A 26,053-nucleotide genomic window follows, 5' to 3' on the forward strand; every position below is an offset into this window, starting at 1 on the left:
TAGAAAGCACAGGTAATCACACAGTGCACATTGAAGCTATTGGTGGCTCTGATTGGCAGTGGAGTGGTGACTTTGTTCGTTTTGCTAAAGTGAGCGACAGCACTGCTAAACAACCGCGTGTATATAACCCGAATGATCATGTAGTGGCTGAAATTGATGGCCCGGCAACAGGCTTACAATACTTGAAAACACCAGTGCAAATTCCACTTGCAAATAAAGTATTAAAATCAGACGTTTGGTACACCTATCCACAAAACCGTAATTTAGAAGTAGATGGTGATACACCATATGCAGACTTTGGTGCGACAGGTGCATTCTGGGGTCATCCACCAGAGCATGACTTCTATGACGATACTGTCATTATGGATTGGGCAGTTAACGTAGTAGGCGACTTCCAAAGTGAAGGTTTTGAATATACTGCACGTGGTGAGTTTGACTGGGGTTATGGTTGGTTTACCGAGTTTACTACTAATCCACAACCACACTATGTACAAACATTAGACGGCCGAAATGTGCGTATGACATTCATGGGTTATTTAAGCCATGACGGTTATAACAACAATTGGTTGAGTAATCACAGCCCAGCGTTTGTGCCATTTATGAAGTCACAAGTTGACCAATTATTAAAAGCAAACCCTGACAAATTGATGTTTGATACCCAAACTAACTCTACACGTTCAACTGACATGCGTACATTTGGTGGAGACTTCTCTCCATATGCCATGGCAAACTTCCGTGTATGGTTGTCGAAAAAGTATAGCAGTGCACAGTTAGCTTCTATGGGGGTTAGCGATGTGAATACCTTCGACTATGGTGCATATTTACGCGCGCAAGGGGTAACTCATACTGATTGGTCTAATGCAGGTGATACCATTTCTGGCAATATCCCAATGTTAGAAGATTTCATCTACTTTAACCGTGATGTTTGGAACCAAAAATTCGCCGAAGTATTAGAATACATTCGTGTGCAACGACCTAATATTGAAATTGGTGCAAGTACCCACTTGTTTGAGTCGCGTGGTTATATCTTCAATGAAAACATCACTTTCTTATCTGGTGAATTGAACTTAGGTGCAAGAACCAGTATCGCCGAGTTACCAACTAACATTCTTGTACACTTAAAAGGTGCACAAGCTGTTGGTAAAACTTTAGCTTACTTCCCATATCCGTGGGAGTTTGACGAGTTACGTATTCAAAACGCACCGCGTTTTGGTCGTGGTTGGGTTGCTCAAGCTTATGCTTACGGCGGCTTATTCTCTATTCCTGCTAACGTATGGGTAGGTGGAGAGGTTTGGACTTGGTCACCAGGAGCGGATAACTATCGTGATATCTATCAATTTGTTCGAGCGCAAGCTAACTTGTTAGATGGTTACACTTCGTATGCGAAAGCAGGTTATGTACACGCTATGTACTCATCAATGAAAGCCGGCTTTATTGACGGTGGTAACCAGGTGCAATCAAGCGTGAAAATACTAACTGAAGATAATATCAACTTTGATATGTTAGTGTTTGGTGATGCAGGATACCCAGTTGTGCCGCGCCAAGCTGACTTTGATAAGTTTGACCACATCTTCTACGACGGCGACTTAAACTACTTAACGCCAGAACAGCGAGCTGTATTAGATGCACAAGGCAGCAAAGTTAGGCATATAGGTCAACGTGGCACCATTGCTGGTTTACAAATTAACGTCAGCATTAACGGCAGTGTTGCAAACGAAACTGTATCTGCGGTATCTCGTATTCATGAAACTGATGCGTCTGCGCCATATGTTGTGCACTTAATTAATCGTCCATTTGCGGGTGGGGTAACACCTATCTTAAACAATGTTGAAGTGGCAATTCCTGCAAGTTATTTCCCACAAGGGGTAACTTCAGCGAAATTACACTTACCTGATGGTTCAAGCTCAACTGTAGCGGTTTCGACTAATACAAACGGTGACGCGGTTGTGTCTGTTAGTAACCTTGAAGTTTGGGGTATTTTAGAATTAGCTCACTAATTTTTTAAATTTATTGAAGGTTATTCAGGGCTTCATTTGAAGCCCTTTTGTGTTTAACTTAATTGGAGCTTTGCATGACTAACCAATTAACAGAGTTATTAAATAATTGGTATCAAAAAAAAGACCAATACCAATGGGTGTTGGGCACTATTATTGAAACTCAAGGCTCGTCATATCGCAAAGCAGGCGCCATGTTATTTATTAATAACCTTGGCCAATATTTTGGCCTGCTTAGTGGTGGTTGTTTAGAAGCCGATATAATGCGCCAAGCGCAAAAAGTAATGGATAAACAACAGGCCACGGTGATCCAATACGATATGCGCGAAGAAGATGACATTAGCTGGAAGCTTGGTATAGGCTGTGGTGGTATGGTGCGAATATTATTGCAACCTGTTAATTCACAAAACCACTATCATGATTTACCAATGTTATTGGAGTTGTTGCAAGGCAGACAAAGCGTTAGCTATCAAATAAATCTAGCTGCGCCAGATAAATCCAATTTGGCAGTGGTTAACAACCCTACCGATAGCCACAAAACATCTACTCAAAGTGATGTATTAAATATCCAATTAAAACCCGTACCGCATATTGCGATATTTGGCGCAGGCATAGATGCAAGACCTTTAGTGGCAATGGCTGGTAACTTAGGTTGGCAGATAACACTAGTTGATCACAGAACCAACAACGCACGTGCGCAATATTTTACTGCGGCAACTCAGATAATTCGCCAAGCACCAGAACAATTAGCAGGCAGCCAACTACTGCACAATGTAGACGCAGCAGTGGTTATGGGGCACAACCTTGAATTTGATGCCGCAGCTTTGGCTGTTTTGCAACAATCAAGCGCTAAATATATAGGTTTATTAGGCCCAACACACCGCAAAGAAAAAGTACTCAAACACGCACAATTACAAGATACACAAATGCCTATTTATGGCCCCATTGGCTTAAACATAGGTGGTGAATTGCCTGAATCCATCGCATTAGCAATATTGGCAGAAATACATGCTGTATTGGAACAGCAAAACGCACACCCTTTGTCGGTAAAGCTCGACTTTTAAAGCCATTCAAACACTGTAAATTAAACTGACTAGAGGTTAATAAATTTAACGCATTTAAATTTATTGTTAACAATAAACATTTTTGTGGTAGCATCAATGATAATTTTTAAATTGAGATGTGATGACTCTATTATGAAAAAGGTATTTTTCGTTTTATTGACTGTATTGTGCATGCAAGTTGTAAACGCCTCCGAGCGTTTATTGTGGGGACATGTATACGAAACAAGTGAACCTCTGCACAAATGGGCTGTGTGGGCGGCAGAGCAAATAAAAGTTAAAAGTGAAGGACGGATTGAAATTGATATTTTCCCTATTTCAATTTTGGGCAAAGAAGCTGAACTTAACGAAAGTTTAAGTTTAGGTGTGGTTGATATTATTTATACAGGCACTAGTTTTGCGGCACAGCTTTCGCCTTCACTGGCAATTGCGGATTTACCATATGTATTTGACGGTTATTCGCATTGGCAAGCTTTTAACCAGAGTGATTTGTTAGTTAATTTGGCTCACGATTACGCGAGTGCAACAAACGGTAATCAAATACTTGGTAACAGCTATTACGGCCAGCGACACGTTACTTCGAACAAGCCGATTGTCGATTTAGCTGGCATGCAAAATTTAAAAATACGCGTACCTAACGCCAGTATTTTTAAAGAGTTTCCATTAGCAGTCGGCGCAAACCCAACACCTATTGCCTTCTCTGAAGTGTATATGGCACTACAACAAGGTGTTGTTGATGCACAAGAAAATCCATTGCCGACGATAAAAGCGAAAAAGCTTTTTGAAGTACAAAAGCATATCAATCTAACTGGCCATTTAATGGGCTCTATTCTTACTATTGTCAGTAGTTATCGATGGAATAAATTACCGGAGCAAGATAAAAAAATTGTCCAGGCTGTGTTGCAACAAGCCGCTGAAAAAGTGAGTGAAGAAACCCGTAATAACGAACTCGCGTTGATTAATTGGTTTCAACAAAACGGCATCAGTGTTAATCAAGTTGACACACAAAGTTTACGCCAAGCAACATTAAAACGACACGCGCCTTATATAACAAAAGTCGGCCGTGAAAACTATCAGCAACTGATTGCGCTTAATTCAGAAAATAACGCGGGAGCTAAATAAAGATGGACACTGCAGAGCTTGAACAAAAAGTAATATCGCTAAAACAACTGCATATGGAAGACTGGATAAGCTTAATCATTTTCTGGGGACTCGCTATTATTTTATTTAGCCAGTTTTTCAGTCGCTATGTATTTAACTTTCCGTTAGGTTGGTCTGAAGAAGTGAGCCGTTATCTGCTTATTTTATTGGCGTTTGCTGGCGCTTGCATCGCCAGTCGCAACCAAGCGCATATCGCTATGACGTTATTCCATCGTTGGTTGCCGAAAAACTCGCTCGGTAAATTGCATATGGTTATTGAATGTTTTAACTGTGTGGTTATTTGTCTGCTGGCATATTTTTGTTGGCAAATTATTCCATTGATTTCACCGCATTCATTGGCTTCGTTGCCATTATCACTCACCTGGGTTTATGCGCTTTTATTGGTATTTTTGTTCGCTATGCTGGCTCGTACACTGCGGATTGTGCTTGTTACCCCATACAAACACCAAACACAAGGGTTATAAATATGGTCATCGTAGTTTTATTTATTTCGTTACTTGTGCTGATTATGCTTGGCGCCCCGGTTGCTTTTGCATTAATTGCTTCTTCTTTATTGGCTATTTTAGTTGATGGTCAACTACCAGAGTTAGTGGTGATGCACCGTATGGTTGCTGGTATCAATAGTTTTCCATTGTTGTCGATTCCATTTTTTGTATTTGCAGGCGCGTTAATGAATGCATCCGGCATTACTCAGCGTATTTTCGATTTTGCCAACTCTTTGGTCGGTTGGTTAAGAGGTGGTTTGGGTCATGTAAATGTAGGTGCTTCGGTATTGTTTGCTGGTATGTCTGGTGCTGCTGTTGCCGACGCAGGTGGGTTAGGCGCAATTGAAGTAAAAGCTATGCGTGATAAAGGTTACGACGCAGGTTTTGCTGTAGGTATTACCGCTGCTTCATCGACCATAGGGCCAATTATTCCACCAAGTTTACCTATTATTATTTATGGTGTAATGGCATCAGCTTCTATCGGCCAATTATTTGCCGCAGGTTTAATTCCGGGCTTGTTAATGGCACTCGGTTTAATGATTATGATTGCTTGGTACGCAAGAAAACGCAATTACCCAAAAGATGCCGGATTTTCTATTAATAAAACCATAGTGACTTTTAAATCGGCGTTTTTATCGCTGATGACGCCTGTGATCATAATAGGTGGAATATTATTTGGTGTGTTTACTGCAACCGAAGCCGCGGTAGCTGCTAGCGCATATGCTTTAGTTTTAAGTTCAGTTGTCTATAAAACGCTGACGTTTAAACAGCTGGTTAATATAAGCTTAGAAACCATAGAGACCACAAGTATCATTTTGTTAATTATCGCCGGGGCATCAATTTTCTCTTGGGTATTAACCACTCAACAAATCACTGAATTATTTACTCAGTGGATGTTAGGTTTTACCCAAAACAAAACTCTGTTGCTGCTATTAATGGTGCTCATTCTATTTATAGTTGGTTGTTTTATGGAAACCATAGCCGCCATCACAATTTTAACGCCAATATTATTGCCAATAGCCATCAGCTTAGGCATAGATCCTGTGCACTTTGGCATTATTATGGTGCTTAATTTAATGATAGGTTTGTTAACCCCGCCTGTCGGTATGGTGTTGTACGTATTGTCACGCGTGACTAAAGTACCATTCGAAACCTGCACAAAAGCCACGCTGCCTTTTTTAATACCACTGCTATTGGTTTTAATCTTAGTGACATTTATTCCTGAATTGTCCTTGTGGTTGCCGTCTGTTTTGTACAAATAGAAGCGACCAGTTTACTTTTTAACAAGACCAATATGCCGTCTAAGGTATATTGGTCAGTGTTTATTTCTCAGTCTATCATTATAGTTTTTTAACATATTGTGCGAGAAAAGTTTAAAGCTGCACATTAAATGTATTTTTTTTGTAAATAACACTTGCATACAGTAGATTGTTGACAATATACTGTGTCTATGTTGTTTGTGTTCTGTCTTTTGGGTGTGTCAGAACATGACTGTCAGCATAAATTGGTAAGATCCTTAGCGGAGATAAAAGATGTCAACAATGAACAAACGATTTAAATTAAGTGCGCTGTCACTAGCCTTGCTGTCTTATAATATGCAAGCTTATGCAGCTGAAGAAGAATCAAAAGAAAAAGAACAAGAAGACGATGTTGAAGTTATTGAAATTAAAGGCTTTAGAGGGAGTATTGCTAAGTCAATTAACGACAAACGCTTCTCAAAAAACATCGCTGATACAATTAATGCTGAAGACGTTGGTAAAAACGCCGACCAAAATATTGCTGACGCATTAGGCCGAGTTACTGGTGTATCAATAGTTAGCCGTGATGGCGAAGGTTCACAAGTAACCATTCGTGGTGCCACAGCGCAACAAAACAATATTACCCTAAATGGTCAGCAGTTAACGTCCACTGACTTCAGCCAAGCGGTTGATTTGAGCTCGTTTTCTGCAGATATTCTTTCTCGTTTAGAGGTTGTTAAAACTGCCAGTGCCGATCATGACGAAGGTTCATTGGGTGGTAGTGTTAACTTAGTGACAATTCGTCCTTTAAACACTGACGCCATTCGCACCGGTGAAATTCAGGGGCGTACTAATGATTTAGCTGACGAGAAAGACTATAAGTTTCAATTTACTGTCTCTGAAAAATTTTTGGATGATACTTTAGGTGTTGCATTAACTGCCTATAAAGAAACTAACTCAATTCGACGTGACCAATATCGTGTAGATAATTTTGTTGAGTCGTTAGATTTTCTTGCTGCAACTAATGAAAACGGTGACGTAGTTAACAATGTTAGAGGTATTACTCACTCAGCAACTATGTACGAACTACATAGAAATACAACTGACAGAACCGGATTATCTTTGGGTGTTCAGTGGCTTCCAGCAGACACCACTGAAGTAATGTTTGACCTTACCTATAGTGAACAAGATTATAATCGCACATTCGATGCAATTCGCACGCGCCCTGGATCTAGTGCTGGTTTTGTTGAAGGTCAATTAAATGTGCCTAACTATGCTCAGCCTTCTCACGCTGAACTATACACATCTCCATTTACCGACGACTTTGCCGACTGGATTGGTATAGATACTCGTACCAATACTATTACTAAAAATACAGGTCGATTTGGTCAAGGCGACTTAACTCGTTCTGATGGTGGTGATAAACAAACTAACTTAAGCACTACACTTGATATTAAGCATTCGATCAATGACAACCTAGAGATGAGTATTAAGTTAGGTCACTCTCAAAGTAAATCTGATAGTTTGCCTGATAGTGCATACACTAACATGCAAAATTTCCATCAAGTGAACAGCCCTTTATTGTACCGTGCGGGCGCAGACATTATTGAAACTGGTTACGACTGTACCAGCGGTAGATGTGAGATGGTTGTTGGTGACAGTGTATCTGATCTTGGTGCCAACAATACTTCTCAAGGTTTTGAAGATTCTGATGGTGTTACACGCGCTGGTTGGTGGGATAATACCAATGTGTTAACTGGTTTTAATCCAGCTGATAGCAAAACTTTCCACTTAGGTTTTATTTCATCACAGGCCGTTAAAGTTGAAGATACGCTTTCAAATGCTCAAGTCGATTTTGATTGGTTTGTTGACATGGGACCTGTCACTTCAATTGAATTTGGTGCCAAGCTAAGCACTCGTGAGAAGCTTGTTGATAATCAGAACTTCCGTTTTTCTTCTTCTAACCAAACAGCTGTTTTTGAAGATCCTGAAACGGGCGAAAGATTCTTAATTCAAGAAGGTGGTTTGTCCGATATTCGTGGTGATTTGATTGCGCGAACTGAAGGTTTAGGTGTAGATGATTTTATGAGCACCCTAGGTTACGACCGTAACTTAGCTACAACCGGCATGCGTCCAATCGACGTGAAAAAAACTTTAGGCATTATTCTGAATAAAGATGAAACCGTGTTAAACGTAGATGATTCAGAAACACGTCTAACAGACTTGGATACTCAAGCACTGTATCTAAAAACTAACTTTGAGTTTTTTGACGGTCGTTTAACCGGTGATCTAGGTGTTCGTTATGTTAAAACTGAAGTTGAATCTAAAGGTGCGGCAGGTGCTCAATGGTATACCCATAGAGACTTCAACTTAGCACGTGAATTTGACATGATTCAGTTGCAACAATTGCGAGACCGCAGTTTGCCAGAATGTCGCCCTTTGAGCGTATCTGATGAGCCATTAGGTTATACCAAAAAATACGAACGTGTTGATGGTTTAGGTTGGGATACATCATCAGGTCCAAATCCATCTGGTTGGACTCGAATTCCTAACCAAGGCCCATGTCACGACGCTGCTTATGCAGATTGGTTTGAAGTTAAGAGTAATGACTTTAGTGCAACGGCTTATCCAGCTGATTGGAGAGATGCATCGCTTGCTGGGGAAAATCTTCCATCAATGGGTTGGGATGTATTGTGGCGTTACGCTGATGTTAGCGGAACTCATTTTTATGAATTTGGCGATCCGAGTTTAACTGAAGCGCCGATGAGCTACGATAGTTCAGAGAAATTAGGCTCGTTAGACACAGTGGCTATCAAAGCGAATATGGTTCAAGACCGCTCAGTTTCTGCGTACGCAACAGCGGACTCGCATTCTTATTCAAACTTTTTACCAAGTTTGAATTTGAACTTCGCTTTTACTGACGACTTAGTTGGCCGTTTTGCGGTATCTAAGACTATGACGCGCCCTGAAATTGACCTATTACGCCCAGGTTTTAGATTAAAACAAGGTACATATTGGTCTGGCCCTGATTCGAATGTTGGTAGTGAAATGACGGTATTTAATACCAAGTTAGAGCCACTTGAATCTAAAAACTTAGATATATCATTAGAGTGGTACTTCAACCCAACTTCTATGTTAAGTGTTGCTTTGTATCATAAAAACATGACTAATTTTACCGATACCTTAAGTGATCAATATTACATTCGAGATTTTAGAAATGACGAAGGTACTGTAGATCTAGAGACATTAAAGTTAGCTAGAGCCACGCTTGAAGATGAAAATGATGAAGATTTACAAGGTTGTTTAGGCTTAAAAGCTGTTGCTGATTACGCTACAAACAATCCAGTCACAGGTGTATCTGATGACTTAGACATACTTTGTGATACCTACAATGTTGCAGAATATTACAATGGTAAAGGTGCAACCATTACAGGTTTAGAGCTTGGATATTCACAAACTTATGACTTTTTACCTGGAATTTGGGGCGGCTTAGGCATGTCTGCAAATTACACTTATCAGTACAGTAAATATGATACTCAGTTCGCAGATGCAGCTGGAACAGTCAAGTTACCTGAGTACCCAGTAGCAGATACTCCTGAGCACAGTTACAACTTAACTACTTTCTGGGAGCAAGATGGCCACCAAGTTAGATTCAGTTACCGTGGTACTTCTGATTCTTTAGTTGGAATTGACTGGAATACAGGTTTACGTGGTCGAACTTGGAACCAAGGTAGTTTGTGGAATGAAGGTCGAGATTCATTAGATATATCTATATCTTATAAAGTTAACGACCAAGTTTCGCTAAATTTCCAAGCTGTCAACATTACCGACGAAAGTTACCGTCAATACTTCACTAGCAGGACGTTACCAGTACAGCGTGTAGCCGCCGCTAATGATGTAGGTTACACCTACATAGGTTATGACGAAGGTAACCCGTTAGACGGAGAAGCAACGAAAGACCGTACTTACGTAGATTACAAAGTAGGTACAACTTACCGTCTAGGCTTACGTGTTAACTTTTAAGAATAATTAAAGCAGGTGGATGCCACCTGCTAGTTATGAATGGTATAGAGCTATGAATATGATGAAAAAATCTTTATTAGTCAGTGCAGTTTTGTCTGCACTTGCGGGTTGTAGTGACGATAACAGCGGTATTGTAAATGTTGTTGATACTGGTGAAAACGACGCTCCAACGCATCAAGGTAATATTACAGTTACTTTAAATGAGCGAGATAAAACAAGGCTAGTTTATTTATTAGGTACAACTACAGGCGCAAAAGGTGGTGTCAACGACAATGGGACACCTGATGATACATCAGACGATTTCACTAATGCGGCATATGATGCTGATGGTGACTATTTGCAAGTAATTGATGTTCAATCAAACCTTGAAGATATGACAGGTTTTCATATCGAAAATGGTGTTTTAGTTGTACGCGCTGCAGAGCTAAAACCTGCGTTAGATGCTGCTGATACTCGTACAATGACCTTGACCTATAAAATTTCTGACGGCGAATTATCGGTTGAGCGTACAGCAACTATCAATGTTGAAGGTGCTGAATCAACACCTGTTTTTGAGTCTGGCATTGAAATTGGTTATACCAAAGCAACTTCAATTGATGAGTTGGATCTTTTGATGGGGGTTTCTGATGAAGATGATGAAACCTTAATCGTCAGCAATTTACAAAAAGTCGGTACCCATAACTATAACTTGGATGCGTCTATAGTAGACGGCAAGCTTAGAATTGACCTAGATTCTATTAAGTCACAAGTGCCTGATGAAGGGTTTGAAACCTTCGAGTACACATATGACATTGCTGACCGTAAAAACACATTAACGCGCAGCATTAAAGTTAAATATATTGCGGTAGAAGGGGTAGAAGGTGCACCGTTCTTTACCGAGTACTTCTTGGAAACTAGCTTAACCGAAAATAGCAACCCAACCGTAGTTGATTTACTACAAGATGTAACAGATAACGACAGTGAACCTCGTATTAAAGATTTCAAGGTTGAAGGTTTAGCCGAATTGCCAAAAGGCGTATTTGTTGAAGGTAATGAGTTAACTATAGTGCCAGCAGCATATGCTGAAGAGCTGTCACCTAGTCAATCTCAAGAGTTTAATTTTAGTTATCAAATTGAAGATGGTAATGGCATAACAGCAGCCGGGCGACGCCAGCTTAAGTTAACGATCGCCGGTAAAAACAATAACTTAATGTTAGCTCAAGGTTTTAATGCTGATTTTGAGAATGTAAATAATGTTGGTCCGGTAAATGATGCTAATACCAACAACTTCTTATTCGGTTGGGCAAACTGGAATTGTCCAGTTAAAGAAATAAAAGCAGAATCAGCGAGAACTGGTAGTTATGGTTGGCGCCTCGAAGGTGAGTATTGCCACAACGAAATTAGCTCAGATTATTTTGTGCCAATGCTTGAAGCTGAAGACAAATACGTGACTAGCTACTGGTTGCGTTCAGAAGAAGCAAATGGCCCTGCTGGGAATCCTTTTGTATCCATATATGCTGGCCCTTCAACAGATGGAGCTCGTTTTTGGAATGGTACTCGATTAGAAGGGATAAGTTTAAATGAGTGGCATATCCATGAGCAATTCTTCAGTGGTAGTAGCGCACCATATTCGGAGCTAGTTGGAAACCCAATTTGGTTGTCAATATTCAAATATGCGGGTCAAGGCAAGCACGACATTGATGATCTATCGTTGGTTCGTTATAGCGCCTTTATGCACCCAATGCTTGATTTAATTGAAGGTGATCAAGGTTTATTTGACGATAGCCAAACCATAAATAGCAATGGTGGAGCTGTGGAGCTTTCAGATGGTCAACTATCAATTGATACAACAGGTTCGGCTTCAGGTGTTACAGTTAGTTTGCCAATTACTGCTAACTCAGTGAAAACCAACAGCTATTATATAGTTACGTTTGACGCGGTTCGCAATGGTGATCTAGCCAATGATTCGGCGGTAACGGTTAAATTGACGAATGGTTCTGAATCTATAATGGCTTCAGGCACTGTCTCTAATGGTATGATTGAGTTGGTTATGAATGAGCTAACAACCCGAAGTGCAGATGTTGATTGGTCACAAGAAACTATGACTTTAGACATTACATTTACCGACGCAGATTCGACAATCATGTTAGATAACGTGCGCTTATATCGAGCACCACAATAGTTAGGTAGTACATTTGTGCTACAGTTAATGAAATGCCACTCTAGATAGAGTGGCATTTTTTTTGGAGGACGTGACAAAATAGGCAATCGGATATGAATTCACTTGTGCAAAACTTGATGATAATCGGCGGTGGCTCAGCTGGTTGGCTAACTGCTGCGGTTATAGCTTCAACCCATAAACACCGTATTGAAACTGGCACTTTGCAAATTACCTTGTGTGAATCACCGAATATTCCAAATATAGGTGTAGGCGAGGGTACTTGGCCGACCATGCCAAAAACTTTACAGCAAATTGGTATATCTGAATCGGAGTTTATTCAACGCTGTGATGTGTCGTTTAAACAAGGTTCAAAGTTTGTTGGTTGGGGGCAAGATAATGGCACTGGCTTTTATTATAATCCGTTTGATTTGCCGCATGGTTTTGCCGAAGGTTTATCTGTGGAGTATTGGCATCATACTCAGCTAAAAGAGGCCTTAGCTCATGTATTCTCACCGCAGCAAACAATATGCGAACTAAATAAAGCCCCCAAATTAGTCACGGATGCAGAATATGCACAAGTTTTAAACTATGGTTATCACCTAAACGCAGGCGCTTTTGTAGAGTTGTTGAAAGAACATGCGATTAATAACTTAGGGGTTAAGCATATAGTTGCAAATGTTGAGCATGTCGGGCTTGCAGCCAACGGCGATATATCCAATTTATTGCTCGATAGCGGTATACAAGTGACAGCTGATTTGTTTATTGATTGCACTGGCTTTAAACGCCTGTTGATTGAAAAAGCGCTTAAAGTTGGTTTCTCACCGTTAAATATTACTTTGTTTGCAGATACAGCACTTGCCACTCAGGTTGAGTATGCAAGTGATGAGGAGGCTATCAAATCTTACACCCAATCAACCGCGCAAACGGCGGGGTGGATTTGGGATATAGCTTTACCAAATCGTCGAGGTGTGGGCCACGTATATGCGAGCGACTTTCAGACGGATGAGGCCGCAGAGCAAACATTGCGACAATACATACAAAATTCCGGTGGCTTAGTAGAAAAGTGCAACATACGTAAAATCAGCTTTACTGCCGGCCATATGAATAAATTTTGGCATAATAACTGTGTCGCCGTCGGTTTGTCTGCAGGTTTTTTAGAGCCTTTGGAAGCCTCAGCACTGGTGTTAATTGAACTTTCTGCAGCAAAAATAGCGGAAGTTTTACCTGTGACGACAGATGTTATGCAGATAGCTGAAAAACGCTTCAATCAAACTTTTGCATACCATTGGCAAACAGCGGTCGATTTTTTAAAACTGCATTATTTAATGAGTTCACGGACGGATGATTTTTGGCAAGAAAATAGAAAAACAGCTACAGTATCAGGTAATTTGCAAGAGTTAATGGATTTGTGGAAGCACTCAGTGCCAAAAATGTCAGACTTTCCAGCTAGAGCCGAATTATTTCACGCGGCAAGTTATCAGTTTGTTTTGTATGGGCATGGTTATCGCAGTCAGCTATTTTTCGAATTATCAGAGCAAGAAAAAGCTTATGCCCAACAGCTTATTCAATACAATAAGCAGCGAATAGCGCAATTGACCGATGCACTACCCAGCAATCGCGACTTAATTAACAATATTAAAAAATATGGCCTTTCTAGGACATAACAAAGCTAAACCAAATCAGGCATTAACTTAGGAAACGCAATGACAGATAAAAATGTACAGTTATTAGATAAAACAGTTCACCGTACTTTAACCATAGATACAAGCCAGGTTGATATAGCAGAAAACCAAATAAATATGGCTATGGTTGTGGTTAACGAGCTAAGTACCATAGTGCATGAATATCCAGTTTTTATCGCCAAAAATCCGCAGACAGGTCAGTTTATGTTAGGCGCTTTGTTAGGGCTTAAATCTGGACAAAACTTATTTATTCAAGATGGTCAGTGGCAAGCATCTTATTTACCTCTGGAAATTTTACGCCGGCCATTTCAAGCCTTGTTTGATCCGGAAAAACCACAAGAAGGTGGGCGCATCGCTATTGATCTTAATCACCCTCAGGTGGTTAAAGACGGCCAAAAAATATTTGATGATAAAGGTGAAGCAACCGAATATTTAAAACGCATTCAACAAACTTTTGCTGCATTAATGGCAGGTACTCAACAAACAACAGAAATACTCACTCAAGCTGACAAACTTGGTTTAATTGAAGGAATTAATATAAGTGTCGATTTAGCTAATGGTGAAAAAGCTGCTTTAAACGGACTGTTTGCTTTTAATCAACAGGCTGTCAGTAAGTTGTCTGGAGACAATTTAGAGTTGGCACATACATCGGGCATATTGCAAGTTTGCCACTTAGTATTAAGCTCGGGCTTGCATTTACAGAAGTTGGTGAAGTGGGCCGGTTAGATATTCGAATAACGGCAGTGTTTAATCTGCCGTTAGTTATATTTAGTAGGTTGAGCACTTAATTTCAGTCACAACTTTTGCTTTTGGACTGCTAGGATCATATGGGTGATGTATTAATTCATATTTTCCTAAGTAATTGTTATATTGGGCTGAATAACCAAATGCAATTTCTTTGTCTATTTGACCCGCCCCCGTCGCTGCCGCCGTTAGACCTCGCTCAGAGCAGAATCTAAATCTGATAGGCATTGAACCTGCATTATAATAATACGGTACTTCTACACCATAAAAGTTCATTGTTGGATTTTTAAATGTAGTAATCGTTGCAGGATCTGCAGTCGAACAGGTCACTTTAGATATAATGCTAACGCTTTGTCCTGAGTTGATTTGTGAGCGATGCCATGCCCCATTTGCCCATGTAGCATAGCTTCCAGAGTTAATAGAAGTGCTAGTGGTATTGTTAGTTCCAGTAATAGGGTATCCATCTGTCATGTATTTACAGTAGTTTGTTATTTCACTGTATGCTACAGCGGCCCCTTGGCCATCGCTAGTTCCGACTACAGGGTAAGAAAATACCTGCTGACCTGCGAAAGCTGCTGTACTCGAAGCTCCCATCATAGCTAATCCTAACAACTTTAATTTATTCATATTCCATTTCCTTTATTCGTTAAAGTAATTCACCTAATGGTGAATTTTTATTCTATTTGTTTTTTGTTTAATGTCAACAATGTGGTTTGTTGTTAAGTTAGAGAGCTTATATTGCAAAGCACAATCGCTCTGGTGAAAAAAGAGTAGGCCATCTCGTAACTATAATTTTCATTATTTTTATATGAATTTATTATTCATATAAAAATAATTGTTGATCGATTTTTTTGTTTGTGTGAATATTGTTGACAATTAAATGTTGTTTTAAATAAGGTGTGTTATGAGTTCAATTTCTTTAACTGAAAAACAAATGGAAGATTTCAACCGTGATGGGTATGTAATCGCCCGCGGCTATTTCAATATGGCTGAGATTGAAAAATTACAAGCAAAAGCCTTTAGTGATGATTCGCTATACGACAGAGCTTGGAATAAAAAAGATGGCAGCGGAGCTGTGAGTAAAGTTTGTTTATGGCAAAAAACGGGTGACGACTTGTATAGCATGTTTTCCAGAAGCCGTCGTTTGGTTGATTCGTGTGAAAAACTGATTGGTGAGCCAACGTACCACACCAGTACTAAAATTATGATGAAAGAACCATTTGTTGGTGGTGCGTGGGAATGGCATCAAGATTTTGGTTATTGGCATCAAGACAATTTAATGCTTTATCCAAAAGCCATTAGCTGCATGGTCGCTATTAACAAAGCGACAATCGAAAATGGTTGTTTACAAGTTTTAAAAGGTTCACACCATTTGGGTCGGCTAGATCATAGCAAAACTGGTGATCAAAAAGGTGCCGATCTTAAGTTTGTTGAAGAAGCGATGAAATATCACGAGTTGGTGAATGTTGAGTTAGAGCCGGGGGATGTATTGTTTTTCCATTGCAACTTATTACACAAATCAAACCAAAACCGTTCGAAAGATCCTCGTTGGTCGATGATCTCTGCTTATAACGCAATAAGCAACCAAGCTTTTGCCGACAACGAAGCTGTTTATTATCCGCTTGAGCGTGTTGATGATGATGCAATTTTAAATTGGCAAGAAAGCCAATAAACGCAAATTATCAATTTCTATACAGCCGCCGACAGAGCTCCTCTAGGCGGCTTGTTTGTTTTATAAACTCAGGACAATAACCAGATGAATAACAGTGCAACATTAAAAATTTCTGATGATTTAGACGGAAAAACATTCGGTGCTGCAGGTTTTGAATACACACTTGATGCCAATTGGGGCAAGTTAGATTCAAAACAATATCCAGTAGAAAATTGCCATGATTTAGCAATTGATTCGAAAGGGCGGATTATTCTAGTTACGGATAATGTACAAAATAACTTTTTAGTTTACAACCAAGCGGGTGATTTACTCGATAGTTTTGGTACTGAGTTTCCTGGTGCACATGCGCTGAAAATTCGCCAAGAAGATGATGGCGAGTTTATGTATGTGGTTGACAGCGGCTGGAAATTAAATCGTGATTGGGACGGTGTATCTATCAATGAATGGGACTCGCCGCGTAACAAAGTTATCGCACAAGCTGGCTTTATTGCTAAATTGAATATGCGTGGTGATATTTTGTTTACCATTGGCCATCCACAAACAATAGGCATTTATACCCCTGATATGCCTTTTAGGCCGACTGACATCGCCATAGCTGATAACGGTGATATTTATGTGACTGATGGTTATGGCTCAGATTATGTCATTCAGTATGACAAACAAGGGCGTTATATTCGTCATTGGGGTGGCCACGACAATCAAGACCAGAATCTCAATTTGTGCAACACCCATGGTATTGAAATTGATAAACGTAACCCTGACAAACCTATGTTAGTGATAAGCTCCAGAGCTGAATGTGCGTTTAAATTTTTTACCTTAGAGGGTGAATATGTCGACACGCTTAAGGTGCCTGGCGCTTGGGTTGGACGTCCGGTTTTTCATGGTGAGCATTTTTATGTGCCAGTATGTTGGTCTGATATTGATGGTAAAAACCAAGACGATTCAGGTTTTATCTGCATCTTTGATAAAAACAATCAGGTTGTGGCAAACATAGGTGCTGAACAACCAGTTTACCTAGAGGGGCAATTGCAGCCAATGAAAACCAACTGGCAGTTATTTAATCATTGCCATGGTTTGTGTATTGATGATGAAGGTAATTTATATGTCGGCCAGTGGCGAGCGCATAACTCTTACCCGATTAAACTGCTAAAACAAAACTAAAAAAATAACTAAGGGCGTGCGCGCCCTTAGTTATAAATCAGCACAAATTATTTTTTATATGCAGGGTTGTCGAAGTCACCGTTGAAGCGTTTTTCATAGACAGTCGACATAAAGGATTTAATTGCATCTACCATTTCTGGATATGGAATATCCGTACCAGCGACAAATCCAACATTGTAGGGTTCGCCGTCAAACGCACGACCGGTTAATGGCGAATCTATATATTGGAACCAATGTGCACCAACCATGTTCGGATGAGCGGCCACACTGGTAATATAGTCTAAATACATTTTCGCTCTGTCTTTATGATCATGTGCTTGCACTAAACCTGCATGAAATACACCCGTATCTGTGGTTGAACCAATGTGGAACTCACCAATTGCGACAGGTAAATCAAACTCGGTTAAGAAACCCCATTCTTCAGGTTGAACACCTTCTTCATAAATGTTGAACGACAATACATCTGAGTATTTAACCGAAGCTTTAATGGTTTCTTTTGGCATACCAAAGTTCGCCATACGTGCGCCCATATACAAATGATTTGGCAAAGCTTGTTCAAGCGTGTCATGGACTACTTTAAAATAACGATCAGATAAAGCTTCAAGCATATGGGATAAATCGGCTTCTAATTCGCTAGAATACGGCGCATGTAAATGCACACCTTTTTCTATGTTTGCCCAGCTATCTGCTTGAAAATTCCATGCTTGGTTGAGCTGGTTAATGCTGCCATATTTATCTTTTAAATATTCAGTAAAATAAGTTTTCGCAGGGCTATCAGCATTGTTTACCGTTAATGTTGATAAGATTACCCCGTATTTTTGTGCAACTGTACCTTCTGGCAATCCCCAACTTTTTTCATTATCGATAAAGATACCTGCACACCATGGTGAGCCTTTAATTTCTTCGGCTATTACATCAATGGTGATTTTTGCACGGCGGACAAATTCAGGATCAAATGGATCAGGTAAAGGTGCCCACACATCATGTTCAGATTTTAACGTTTTAAAATCACCGATAATCCAACCATTGGCAAAATAAGGCACTTGTTCATTTGGATAAAATGCCGGATCAACCCAGTTACCAAATGAAGTGAATCCCCAGTTGTTCATACGATCTAACGTTACTTGTTGCCAAGTTTGTTCAAAGTTTTCACCGTAACGTCTTTCTAAATTAGCCCGATAAAAACTAAAAGTTTCACCTGAAGTTAATGGGCCTTTATGTACTTCACGACGATAGCTATAGTGTTTAGCCATAGGATCGTCATAACTTGGTAACCAAGTAAACATGTTATTGCGTAGCTCTGATGCAACAAAACGTGTTTTCCGGACCTCGTCTGACACTTGCACTATGCCCATAGAATCTTCTGGTGTTACTCGAGTTGGGTCTATATATCGCACTGAGTCATCTTTAAAATCAACCCCGGTCAAAGTGGTTAAATTAGCCATACGTACATTAGCTGGGCCATGTGAGAAAAAGATATGGCCTTCAGGATCAACCATCCACCAACGGCCATCAATTTTTTCTGTTCTAAAATAGCCAGTCGCTTTCAGTTTAGGGCCATCTTTCCAACCGCCGTATTTAGAGCGATTGGCCATTAAGCCACCTTTGGCCAGCTCGGCAAGTTCTTTATCGGCAACTGCTTTAAGCTGTTCAGCAGAGTTAACTTTAATTGGAAAGTTTTGTTTAGCATTCTGACCAAATTCATCAGCCAAACCGACTAGATAACTGTCGTTGTATTCAGGGTTTTTACGTAAACGTAAGTTTGTAACTTCAATTTGTTTGTCGTGTAAATTACCGCGCACAAACAAGGCGACTTCGGTAATGCGGCTTAAATCGAGTTTTTTACCAAAACGGGTGACAAACATTTCTTCGTCGGTTTGCCATGGATAAGGTTTTTCACGAATACCTGCATTGGTATCAACAAACTTGCCTTTAATAATTGAAAAGTAGGTGCCTTGTTCACCTTTAGCTAAGTTAACCGCTCGATTGAGAGAACGTGCGCGGCTACCGGTAATTTCCATATCTTCTTTGACGCCAGCTTCGTCGGTTAACGACAGGTAAACTTGGATAGATTCGTCTGATAAGTTTTTAATATCAACCGCTAAGTTAAACTCATCAAATTCAGACCAATCCCAAGGTGTGTCAGGGTGAAATTTAACCGATGGACGGTAGTGATCACTCTGGTAACTGACTCTCACTGAGTTATTCAACAGCTGAGTTTGAGCACCCCAACTGGCAATATCCACATTGGAATTTGCACTGCCATTCCAAATAACAGCTAGTGCTTGTTCGGGTTGTGATTGAGTTATTTGCACTTCGGACTTTTTGCTATCACAAGCTGACAGCAATATTGCAGATAGAATGGCTGCAATTGGGAGTTTACGCATTTTCGACCTCTTGTCATGTATAGTGTTGTAAATTTTTTGCTTGATTGACGCTAGCGTTAACTAGGCTTGGGCTGTAATTAACTTTTGTACCAATTGATCAGTTTTTTGAAATTCTCTTGCGACGCCAACAACAAATAACAAGCTTGTAGCGCACCTGTTTTATGGAGATTAATAATTGATTGTTCAGATAAAGATGCGAGCTGTTGCCGGCTGACTTGGTACAAACCATCTATTTTTTTTGTTTGTCCGTCCGCCTGTTGAAATTGGAGTTGGCTCGGCTCAATTAAATCTATATTTAATAAGGTTTGAATAAAATTTTGATTGCTGGCTAAACTTGACTGCAAAAACTCAACAAGCTTGGCCATTTTTTGTAAATAATCACTGGGTTGTTGATCATCCAAAAATAGTGCTTCACCAAGCTGATTATCTATTCTTGGGCTGTCAACATTTATCGCTAGGTTTAAACCAGTGGAATTAGTATTGATTTGGTAAATAAAGGGTTGTCTTTGAATATGCAAAGGCAAGTAGTCTTGTCCCCACTGACCACTTTTAATGTATAAATTTTGATTGGGTTCAAAACCTAATAAAGCATATAAACCAAATTGACCTGTTTCTGTGTCTTTTAAAAAACAAACCGGGTAATGAACTGCTAATTGATTTAACTCGTTTGCGACAACAGGTACACAGTGAACATTTTCACCAAAATTTTCACCATGACCTGTTTTAATGCGTATATCTTGATGGCGTTTTCCATCTAATGTTTCAAATGATTGCATAGTTATACCTAAATTTTTTGCAGCCCGAATTTTTTAATTTTTTCAATGAGTTTACGGTTGGGTTCAAGAGTATTGATAAGATGGTCTAGCTGTAATTGAATATCGCTGCATTGAGCCAAGAATAAGTCTTGCTGTTGTTTACTAACGTTAAACGGATAGTCAGTTTTAAAACCCATGCCGTACAAAATATATAAATAGCTATCGAGCGGAAACACCTCTATTGCTTGTTCAAAATCATGCACACAAGGATATTGGTATCGCCACAACTCAAGCTGGTTTTGTAATGATTGAGGTATGCTCTGTGCTTGTTTAATATCTTGCCAAAATGGCTCGTGTCTTTGATTGAGTATGTAATGCAACTTAAGAAAATCGATAATGCGTTGCCAACGATATAAAAATGTTTGATTGAACTTATCTGCCACTAATTGCATAGCGCTTTGATTTGCAGGAAAGTGCTCAGCTAGAGTATTGGCTGACATCTCAATCAGTAATAAAGCCGAAGCCTCTAGTGGTTCTAGAAAACCAGCTGATAATCCAATTGCAACACAGTTTTTATGCCAAAATTTGCTTAAATGCCCAGGTTCAAATTTAATTGTTTTGAAAGTGCAGTTGGTGGCATTGCCAGCAGTGTTGTTTATGTAGCTAGCCAATTGTGCTTGGGCGTCAGAGTCGGAGAGATAATCACTGGCGAATACATAACCAACACCTCGGCGGTTTTGTAAGCCAATATCCCAAATCCAACCGGCTGATTGTGCTGTGGAAATTGTCGTTGAAGCAATTGCTTGATCAGTATTGGCATAATCAACTTGGCAAGCTATGGCTGAGTCGGCACTAAGGATTGTTTTGCAGGACTTAAACGGAATTTGATAATGTTTATTAATCAGTAGCCGTTTAAAGCCAGTGCAATCAATAAATAGATCTCCTGACACAAGACCATTTTCTTTGGTCACCACGGCTGAGATAGTGTTTTCTACAGAAGCCTTAACTTCAATCACATCGTCTGTTAGCAGTTTTACTCCAAGTTTTTCAACACAATGTTTTTTTATAAAGTCAGTAAATAAACCAGCATCTAAGTGGTATGCATAGTTGCTAACGGACGCATATTCGGGAGTGGTGATGCTTTTAGGTGCCAAACCAAGTTCACATATGTAATCTTGTACACAAAAAGCTTTGGAAAAAGCACCTTGTTGGGGTTGTGCTTGATGATGCCAAGCGTGCAGTGTATTAAATTGTTCGTCTTCGCCTGCCAACATCAGCGGATGGTAATAAGCATCATTTTTAGCGCCTGAAACCCAACCGACAAATTTTGCACCTTGTTTAAATGTTGCATTGCAACTTTTAATAAACTCGGTTTCACTCACGCCAATACTTTTAAGAGTGCGGCGCATGCTTGGCCAAGTACCTTCACCAACACCAATTGTTTTGATGTTTGGTGATTCAATTAGACTAATTGAAACTTGTCCAGCACATTTGTTTTTCAGCTTGCGGGCTAATATCGCAGCTGTGATCCAACCCGCATTACCACCACCAACAATAATCACCGACGAAATAGCATTATTCATATAACTAACCTAAAAGCGGCAAAATAAATTTTGCCGCTGATGTTGGACAACTCAATTAAAACTTGGCAGTAATACCAATGTTGTAACGCGCACCATAATCTTCAAAATCAACGATTTGATTTTTAAATCTGTTATGACGGCGAGTTGTCTCGTCGGTTATATTTAATCCTTCAATAACTAAACTGACACTGTCGGTTAATTCAAGGCTAGCTGAGATATCTATTTGCTGATAAGCCTCGGTAAAAGTTGGCTCATTGCCGCCTTTCAGTAAGAACTTATCTCGCCAGTTGTATGCAACTCGAACAGAGAATAAATCTTGTTCATAAAAACCAACTAAGTTTGCTGAATCACTTAGGCCGGTTAGTGCAAAATCATTGTTTAAGTTATAAATATCGTAGTTATCTGAACTATCAACTAAGGTGTAATTGGCGATTGCACCAAAACCACTGTCACCAAACATGTGCTGGATATTAAATTCCCAGCCCGTTACTTCAGTCGAATCTAAGTTTTTCGGTGTAGTCACAGTCCATAAAATTGCTGGATCTGTCGCTTGTGACGTACAAGCGCTTACTGGATTAGTTGGGCTACCTTCAGGGCAATTTCCTCGTGGATTTGCACTCGGATTGGTCAAAGGACCATTTGGACCTGAAATAATGCGCTCTTCTTCGCCAGTGGCGATAAAGTTATCAACTTGTTTACGGAAATGGCCGACTGACAAATAACTGGTATCCTCGTAATACCATTCTAACGAAACGTCAAAGTTGCGTGACTCAAATGGTAGTAGATTTGGGTTACCTTGGTTTGCTTCAAATGGGCCTGTAGACAGGTGGTTGTTTAACTCGGTTGCTGGGAACATTGCACTAATATCACTACGTGAAATTGTGGTGCTGTATGACATACGAGCAACAACTTCATCGGTAATGTTTAAGCTAAAGTCCATATTTGGTAAGAAGTAATTATAGTCACCGAATAAGGTGCTAGAAGCCACTTCGTCCGCATACATTTTTGACATTTCTAAATCTGAAACCCAGTTAAAACCAACAACTGGTTTTTCAATTGAGTATGAGGAAACATCTGTGCTTTCGTACCTAACCCCAACATTTGCGTTAAAGTCCATACCGTTAAATTCGGTCGAAAAATCAAATGATAGGTAATAAGCTAAAGTATCTTCTTCAATACCATTTAAGTTTTTATTGGTATCAACAAACAAACCTTGTTGTTTCACCATGTCGATAAATTGCATCGCTGAGTAGTTAGGAATATGCTGAAAACCTATGCCACCATTTTCTAGCGATAGGTCAAGTGCAGAGATGTCCATTGCACCACCCAAGGCAAAGTTTGCGCTGTAAATTTTAGTGGTATCAACTTTGTAGTTTGTGGTTGCTACACCAAAGTTGATTGCTGTCAGTCCACCACTAGAGCTGTTTTCCCAGCGGCCGTCTAATTGAATTTGTTGAATATTGTTTTCAATTTCGTAACCACGCTCTTGATATAAATCCGCACGCATATTGGCCAGATCATAAGCACCACCAGTTAACATAGAATCGTCATAACTAACACTTGGGATATCTGAGCTAAAATCTGCTGCTACGGTAACACCTTGACCATCAGATGTTTTTATATTCGCCAAGTTGGCTAAACGCTCTGCAGGTAGTGCACCTGGGTTGGCATGTGAAGTTGAATCATGTAGATCTAATTCAAATTTTAAATTGTCTGTGGCAAACCATTCAAAGTTTAAGCCGTAAGAATCATTTTTAGTTTCAAAAGCATATTCCCACGCCCAGAAATTCAATTCATCGTTGGTGCGGCGAGGGTCGATAATTGTACCGTTTACATCCGCTTTGCCTGATTCAACATTATCGAACCAAAAACTCATACGATTCATTTTAGTTTTTTCATCATGGCGCGACATTGTGTAGTCAGCTGTTGCAGTTAGGTTATCTGCCAAAGCAAACTGCAACACGAGTTGAGCATTTTGACGTTCACGCTCTGTGTTTGAATCGTCCAAATCAACAGTTGGTACTTTCCATGTTTGTAACGTTGGATTTTTAGTTGTATCTATCGCGCTTGTATCTGGTGATTTTCCTGCTGCAAACCCAGGATATCCGCGACTCCAACCATTTTGAGTTCCAATTCTATCTTTATGGCTGTCACGCTCAGCGTGAGATACCGACAACATCACACCTACAGTGTCATCTAAAAATGTATTGCTAATTGTACCGGATAACTCTGGGGTAATTCTTCTACCTGTACCATCACTTGTGCTTGTATCCATCACGGCTTTGGCACTTGCATGAGCATTAAATCCGGGGCGTTCAAATGGGCGCGCCGTTTTAATATTTATGGTTGCACCTATACCGCCTGAACTCACATGTGCTTTACCTGTTTTGTATACCTCAACGGTAGAAACAACATCAGCGCCTACTTCTTTAAAGTTAAAGCTTCGGGAAATACCTTCTCCATCAAGTGCAGAGGAGTTTGGCATCTGCCGACCATTTAGGGTTACTAAGTTAAAGCTGGGGCCAAAACCACGGACAGTAACTTGGTTACCTTCGTTGTTAGAGCGATCAATAGATACACCAGTAATACGCTGCAATGATTCGGCTAAGTTAGTATCTGGAAATTTACCAATATCCTCAGCTGAAATGGCATCAATAACCCCTGATGCATCGCGTTTTAACGCAGCCGATTTATTGAGTGAGCTACGAATGCCTTTTACGTGAATGACTTCCGCTTCTTCCGCTTGATTAGTTTGAGCTTGAGCAACCGTAGTCATACCTGATGCAGCTAACATAGATAATAAGACGGTATTGAGTTTAAACATGCTATTACGCATTTAGTTGTCCTCTTGTTTGTGTTGTTTGTTGAGTGTTTAACTTCCTAGCTGTACTGCTTGTAATGTCAGCTTTACAAACATCTCTATAATATTTTTACTTTTTGTTAACGGTTGTTGTCAAGTGTTTATTGTAAACAATTAAATTTAAGTGTAGTCTGTAAATGGATTATGTGTAATTTGAATTGGGTTGTGAGCAATATGCCGGCAAGTGAATATTTCAAAGATTTTTTTCAACACGAGAACAAAGTTTATGCGCAAATTCTTGCTGACATAGCCCAAGGCATATACGTCAGCGGCGATAGGCTTGTGACTACAGCTTTGGCCAAACGCTACAGCACATCAATTAATCCAATTCGTGAAGCAATAAAACAACTTGAAGGTGAAGGTTTTGTCACCTCACAAAAAAACAGCGGTGCGCGTGTGGCTAACTTCAGCCAAGCAACTATGCGTGATGTGTTTGAGATATTGCAGTTACTCGAACCATATTTATTCGACTGGTATACGCAAAGATATACCCAAGATTGTTTGCTAAAACTCAATGATGTGCTGCATCAAATGCGCAGTTTATCTGCAGATGAGCATATGAAATTTCGTGAACTCGACACAGAGTTTCATTGGTTGATGTACAAACACCATTACAACAAAAGTGCTGTTCAATTATGGAAAAAGAACAAGCTCATCTTACAAGCGCTGCACGGCAATATTCCAATCAGCTTGGCAAGACGCCAACACGCCATTGATGAACACGAAAAAATATTATCCGCATTAGTTAATAAAAAACCGCAAGACGCGATCCAAGCGCTGCAAGACCATATCACCCTTGGTGGCCAATATTGGTCGAAAGTGTTGGTTCAATAAGAGGATTAAGTTGGAAGTTAAAATGAAAATAACAGATATAAAAACATACGTATTTTGGTTGGGCTTTCGCAACGTTTGTTTGGTGAAAGTTGAAACCGACCAAGGTTTATATGGCTGGGGCGAGTCGGGTTTATCTGGTCGTGAAAAAGCCGTTGTTGGTACAATTGAGCATTTTAAACAATTTCTAATTGGCCAAAATGCGCTGAATATTTCAGCCATGTGGCAAGAAATGTATCGCAGCCAATATTTTGAAGGTGGCCGTGTATTGGCAGG

Annotated in this window: 17 protein-coding genes and 1 pseudogene; 13 read left to right on the forward strand and 5 right to left on the reverse strand. The window is 39.9% G+C overall.

The features are described 5' to 3' along the window. From WSC_RS23625 to WSC_RS0120610, 9 genes are all read left to right on the forward strand, one after another. Positions 1–1,997: carbohydrate-binding protein (locus WSC_RS23625; RefSeq protein WP_040395378.1), on the forward strand; the 1,997-nt coding region annotated here is incomplete at its 5' end. Positions 1,998–2,071: 74 nt separating this feature from the next. Next, positions 2,072–3,058, forward strand: a complete 987-nt coding sequence (locus WSC_RS0120575) for an XdhC family protein (protein WP_016957847.1) — start codon at positions 2,072–2,074, stop codon at positions 3,056–3,058. Between the two features lie 96 nt (positions 3,059–3,154). After that, a complete protein-coding gene (locus WSC_RS23630; RefSeq protein WP_237716343.1) occupies positions 3,155–4,177 on the forward strand; it encodes a DctP family TRAP transporter solute-binding subunit in 1,023 nt (340 codons plus the stop codon). Between the two features lie 2 nt (positions 4,178–4,179). Beyond that, positions 4,180–4,680 carry a TRAP transporter small permease gene (locus WSC_RS0120585; protein WP_016957850.1) on the forward strand — a complete coding sequence of 167 codons (501 nt, stop codon included), beginning with the start codon at positions 4,180–4,182 and terminating at the stop codon, positions 4,678–4,680. A 2-nt stretch (positions 4,681–4,682) separates the two neighbouring features. After that, positions 4,683–5,963, forward strand: a complete 1,281-nt coding sequence (locus WSC_RS0120590; protein WP_016957851.1) for a TRAP transporter large permease — start codon at positions 4,683–4,685, stop codon at positions 5,961–5,963. A gap of 279 nt (positions 5,964–6,242) precedes the next feature. Next, positions 6,243–9,962, forward strand: a complete 3,720-nt coding sequence (locus tag WSC_RS0120595) for a TonB-dependent receptor (protein WP_237716344.1) — start codon at positions 6,243–6,245, stop codon at positions 9,960–9,962. Positions 9,963–10,020: 58 nt separating this feature from the next. Next, on the forward strand, positions 10,021–12,123 hold the full coding sequence (locus WSC_RS0120600) for a hypothetical protein (protein ID WP_157447375.1): 2,103 nt from the start codon (positions 10,021–10,023) through the stop codon (positions 12,121–12,123). Positions 12,124–12,215: 92 nt separating this feature from the next. After that, positions 12,216–13,766: a tryptophan halogenase family protein gene (locus WSC_RS0120605; protein ID WP_016957854.1), complete on the forward strand. Its 1,551-nt coding sequence runs from the start codon at positions 12,216–12,218 to the stop codon at positions 13,764–13,766. A gap of 39 nt (positions 13,767–13,805) precedes the next feature. Further along, positions 13,806–14,510 (forward strand): SapC family protein, encoded by a 705-nt coding sequence (locus WSC_RS0120610; protein ID WP_016957855.1) that lies wholly within the window; start codon positions 13,806–13,808, stop codon positions 14,508–14,510. 42 nt (positions 14,511–14,552) lie between these two features. On the opposite strand, the gene WSC_RS0120615 is transcribed toward WSC_RS0120610, so the two are convergent. Further along, positions 14,553–15,155: a hypothetical protein gene (locus WSC_RS0120615; protein WP_016957856.1), complete on the reverse strand. Its 603-nt coding sequence runs from the start codon at positions 15,153–15,155 to the stop codon at positions 14,553–14,555. A gap of 277 nt (positions 15,156–15,432) precedes the next feature. Between WSC_RS0120615 and WSC_RS0120620 the strand changes: the two genes are divergently transcribed. After that, on the forward strand, positions 15,433–16,200 hold the full coding sequence (locus WSC_RS0120620; RefSeq protein WP_016957857.1) for a phytanoyl-CoA dioxygenase family protein: 768 nt from the start codon (positions 15,433–15,435) through the stop codon (positions 16,198–16,200). An 84-nt stretch (positions 16,201–16,284) separates the two neighbouring features. Next, positions 16,285–17,361 (forward strand): NHL repeat-containing protein, encoded by a 1,077-nt coding sequence (locus WSC_RS0120625; protein WP_016957858.1) that lies wholly within the window; start codon positions 16,285–16,287, stop codon positions 17,359–17,361. A 47-nt stretch (positions 17,362–17,408) separates the two neighbouring features. On the opposite strand, the gene WSC_RS0120630 is transcribed toward WSC_RS0120625, so the two are convergent. From WSC_RS0120630 to WSC_RS0120645, 4 genes are all read right to left on the reverse strand, one after another. Next, complete coding sequence (locus tag WSC_RS0120630; protein WP_016957859.1) at positions 17,409–19,748, reverse strand: hypothetical protein; 2,340 nt, start codon at positions 19,746–19,748, stop codon at positions 17,409–17,411. A 77-nt stretch (positions 19,749–19,825) separates the two neighbouring features. Then, entirely contained in the window at positions 19,826–20,524 is a 699-nt protein-coding gene (locus tag WSC_RS0120635) for a SapC family protein (protein ID WP_016957860.1), read from the reverse strand. Positions 20,525–20,532: 8 nt separating this feature from the next. Next, positions 20,533–22,086 (reverse strand): tryptophan halogenase family protein, encoded by a 1,554-nt coding sequence (locus tag WSC_RS0120640; RefSeq protein ID WP_016957861.1) that lies wholly within the window; start codon positions 22,084–22,086, stop codon positions 20,533–20,535. A 55-nt stretch (positions 22,087–22,141) separates the two neighbouring features. Next, positions 22,142–24,922, reverse strand: a complete 2,781-nt coding sequence (locus tag WSC_RS0120645; protein WP_016957862.1) for a TonB-dependent receptor — start codon at positions 24,920–24,922, stop codon at positions 22,142–22,144. Between the two features lie 198 nt (positions 24,923–25,120). On the opposite strand from WSC_RS0120645, the gene WSC_RS0120650 reads away from it, so the two are divergent. Together WSC_RS0120650 and WSC_RS25430 are read left to right on the forward strand one after the other, a co-directional pair. Continuing rightward, on the forward strand, positions 25,121–25,780 hold the full coding sequence (locus WSC_RS0120650) for a GntR family transcriptional regulator (protein WP_026016981.1): 660 nt from the start codon (positions 25,121–25,123) through the stop codon (positions 25,778–25,780). Positions 25,781–25,802: 22 nt separating this feature from the next. Continuing rightward, positions 25,803–26,053, forward strand: a pseudogene (locus WSC_RS25430) (mandelate racemase/muconate lactonizing enzyme family protein); the annotation flags it as partial.

The sequence above is a fragment of the Catenovulum agarivorans YM01 genome (assembly GCF_000281085.1).
GTDB classification, from domain to species: domain Bacteria; phylum Pseudomonadota; class Gammaproteobacteria; order Enterobacterales; family Alteromonadaceae; genus Catenovulum; species Catenovulum agarivorans.

Excerpts from the sequence above, each read along its gene's own strand:
- WSC_RS0120635 (WP_016957860.1), bottom strand. The coding sequence starts at position 20,524 with ATGCAATCATTTGAAACATTAGATGGAAAACGCCATCAAGATATACGC.
- WSC_RS0120645 (WP_016957862.1), bottom strand. The coding sequence starts at position 24,922 with ATGCGTAATAGCATGTTTAAACTCAATACCGTCTTATTATCTATGTTA.
- WSC_RS0120600 (WP_157447375.1), top strand. The coding sequence starts at position 10,021 with ATGATGAAAAAATCTTTATTAGTCAGTGCAGTTTTGTCTGCACTTGCG.
- WSC_RS0120625 (WP_016957858.1), top strand. The coding sequence starts at position 16,285 with ATGAATAACAGTGCAACATTAAAAATTTCTGATGATTTAGACGGAAAA.
- WSC_RS0120605 (WP_016957854.1), top strand. The coding sequence starts at position 12,216 with ATGAATTCACTTGTGCAAAACTTGATGATAATCGGCGGTGGCTCAGCT.
- WSC_RS0120610 (WP_016957855.1), top strand. The coding sequence starts at position 13,806 with ATGACAGATAAAAATGTACAGTTATTAGATAAAACAGTTCACCGTACT.
- WSC_RS23630 (WP_237716343.1), top strand. The coding sequence starts at position 3,155 with ATGATAATTTTTAAATTGAGATGTGATGACTCTATTATGAAAAAGGTA.
- WSC_RS0120575 (WP_016957847.1), top strand. The coding sequence starts at position 2,072 with ATGACTAACCAATTAACAGAGTTATTAAATAATTGGTATCAAAAAAAA.
- WSC_RS0120620 (WP_016957857.1), top strand. The coding sequence starts at position 15,433 with ATGAGTTCAATTTCTTTAACTGAAAAACAAATGGAAGATTTCAACCGT.
- WSC_RS0120585 (WP_016957850.1), top strand. The coding sequence starts at position 4,180 with ATGGACACTGCAGAGCTTGAACAAAAAGTAATATCGCTAAAACAACTG.
- WSC_RS0120640 (WP_016957861.1), bottom strand. The coding sequence starts at position 22,086 with ATGAATAATGCTATTTCGTCGGTGATTATTGTTGGTGGTGGTAATGCG.
- WSC_RS0120595 (WP_237716344.1), top strand. The coding sequence starts at position 6,243 with ATGAACAAACGATTTAAATTAAGTGCGCTGTCACTAGCCTTGCTGTCT.
- WSC_RS0120615 (WP_016957856.1), bottom strand. The coding sequence starts at position 15,155 with ATGAATAAATTAAAGTTGTTAGGATTAGCTATGATGGGAGCTTCGAGT.
- WSC_RS0120650 (WP_026016981.1), top strand. The coding sequence starts at position 25,121 with ATGCCGGCAAGTGAATATTTCAAAGATTTTTTTCAACACGAGAACAAA.
- WSC_RS0120630 (WP_016957859.1), bottom strand. The coding sequence starts at position 19,748 with ATGCGTAAACTCCCAATTGCAGCCATTCTATCTGCAATATTGCTGTCA.
- WSC_RS0120590 (WP_016957851.1), top strand. The coding sequence starts at position 4,683 with ATGGTCATCGTAGTTTTATTTATTTCGTTACTTGTGCTGATTATGCTT.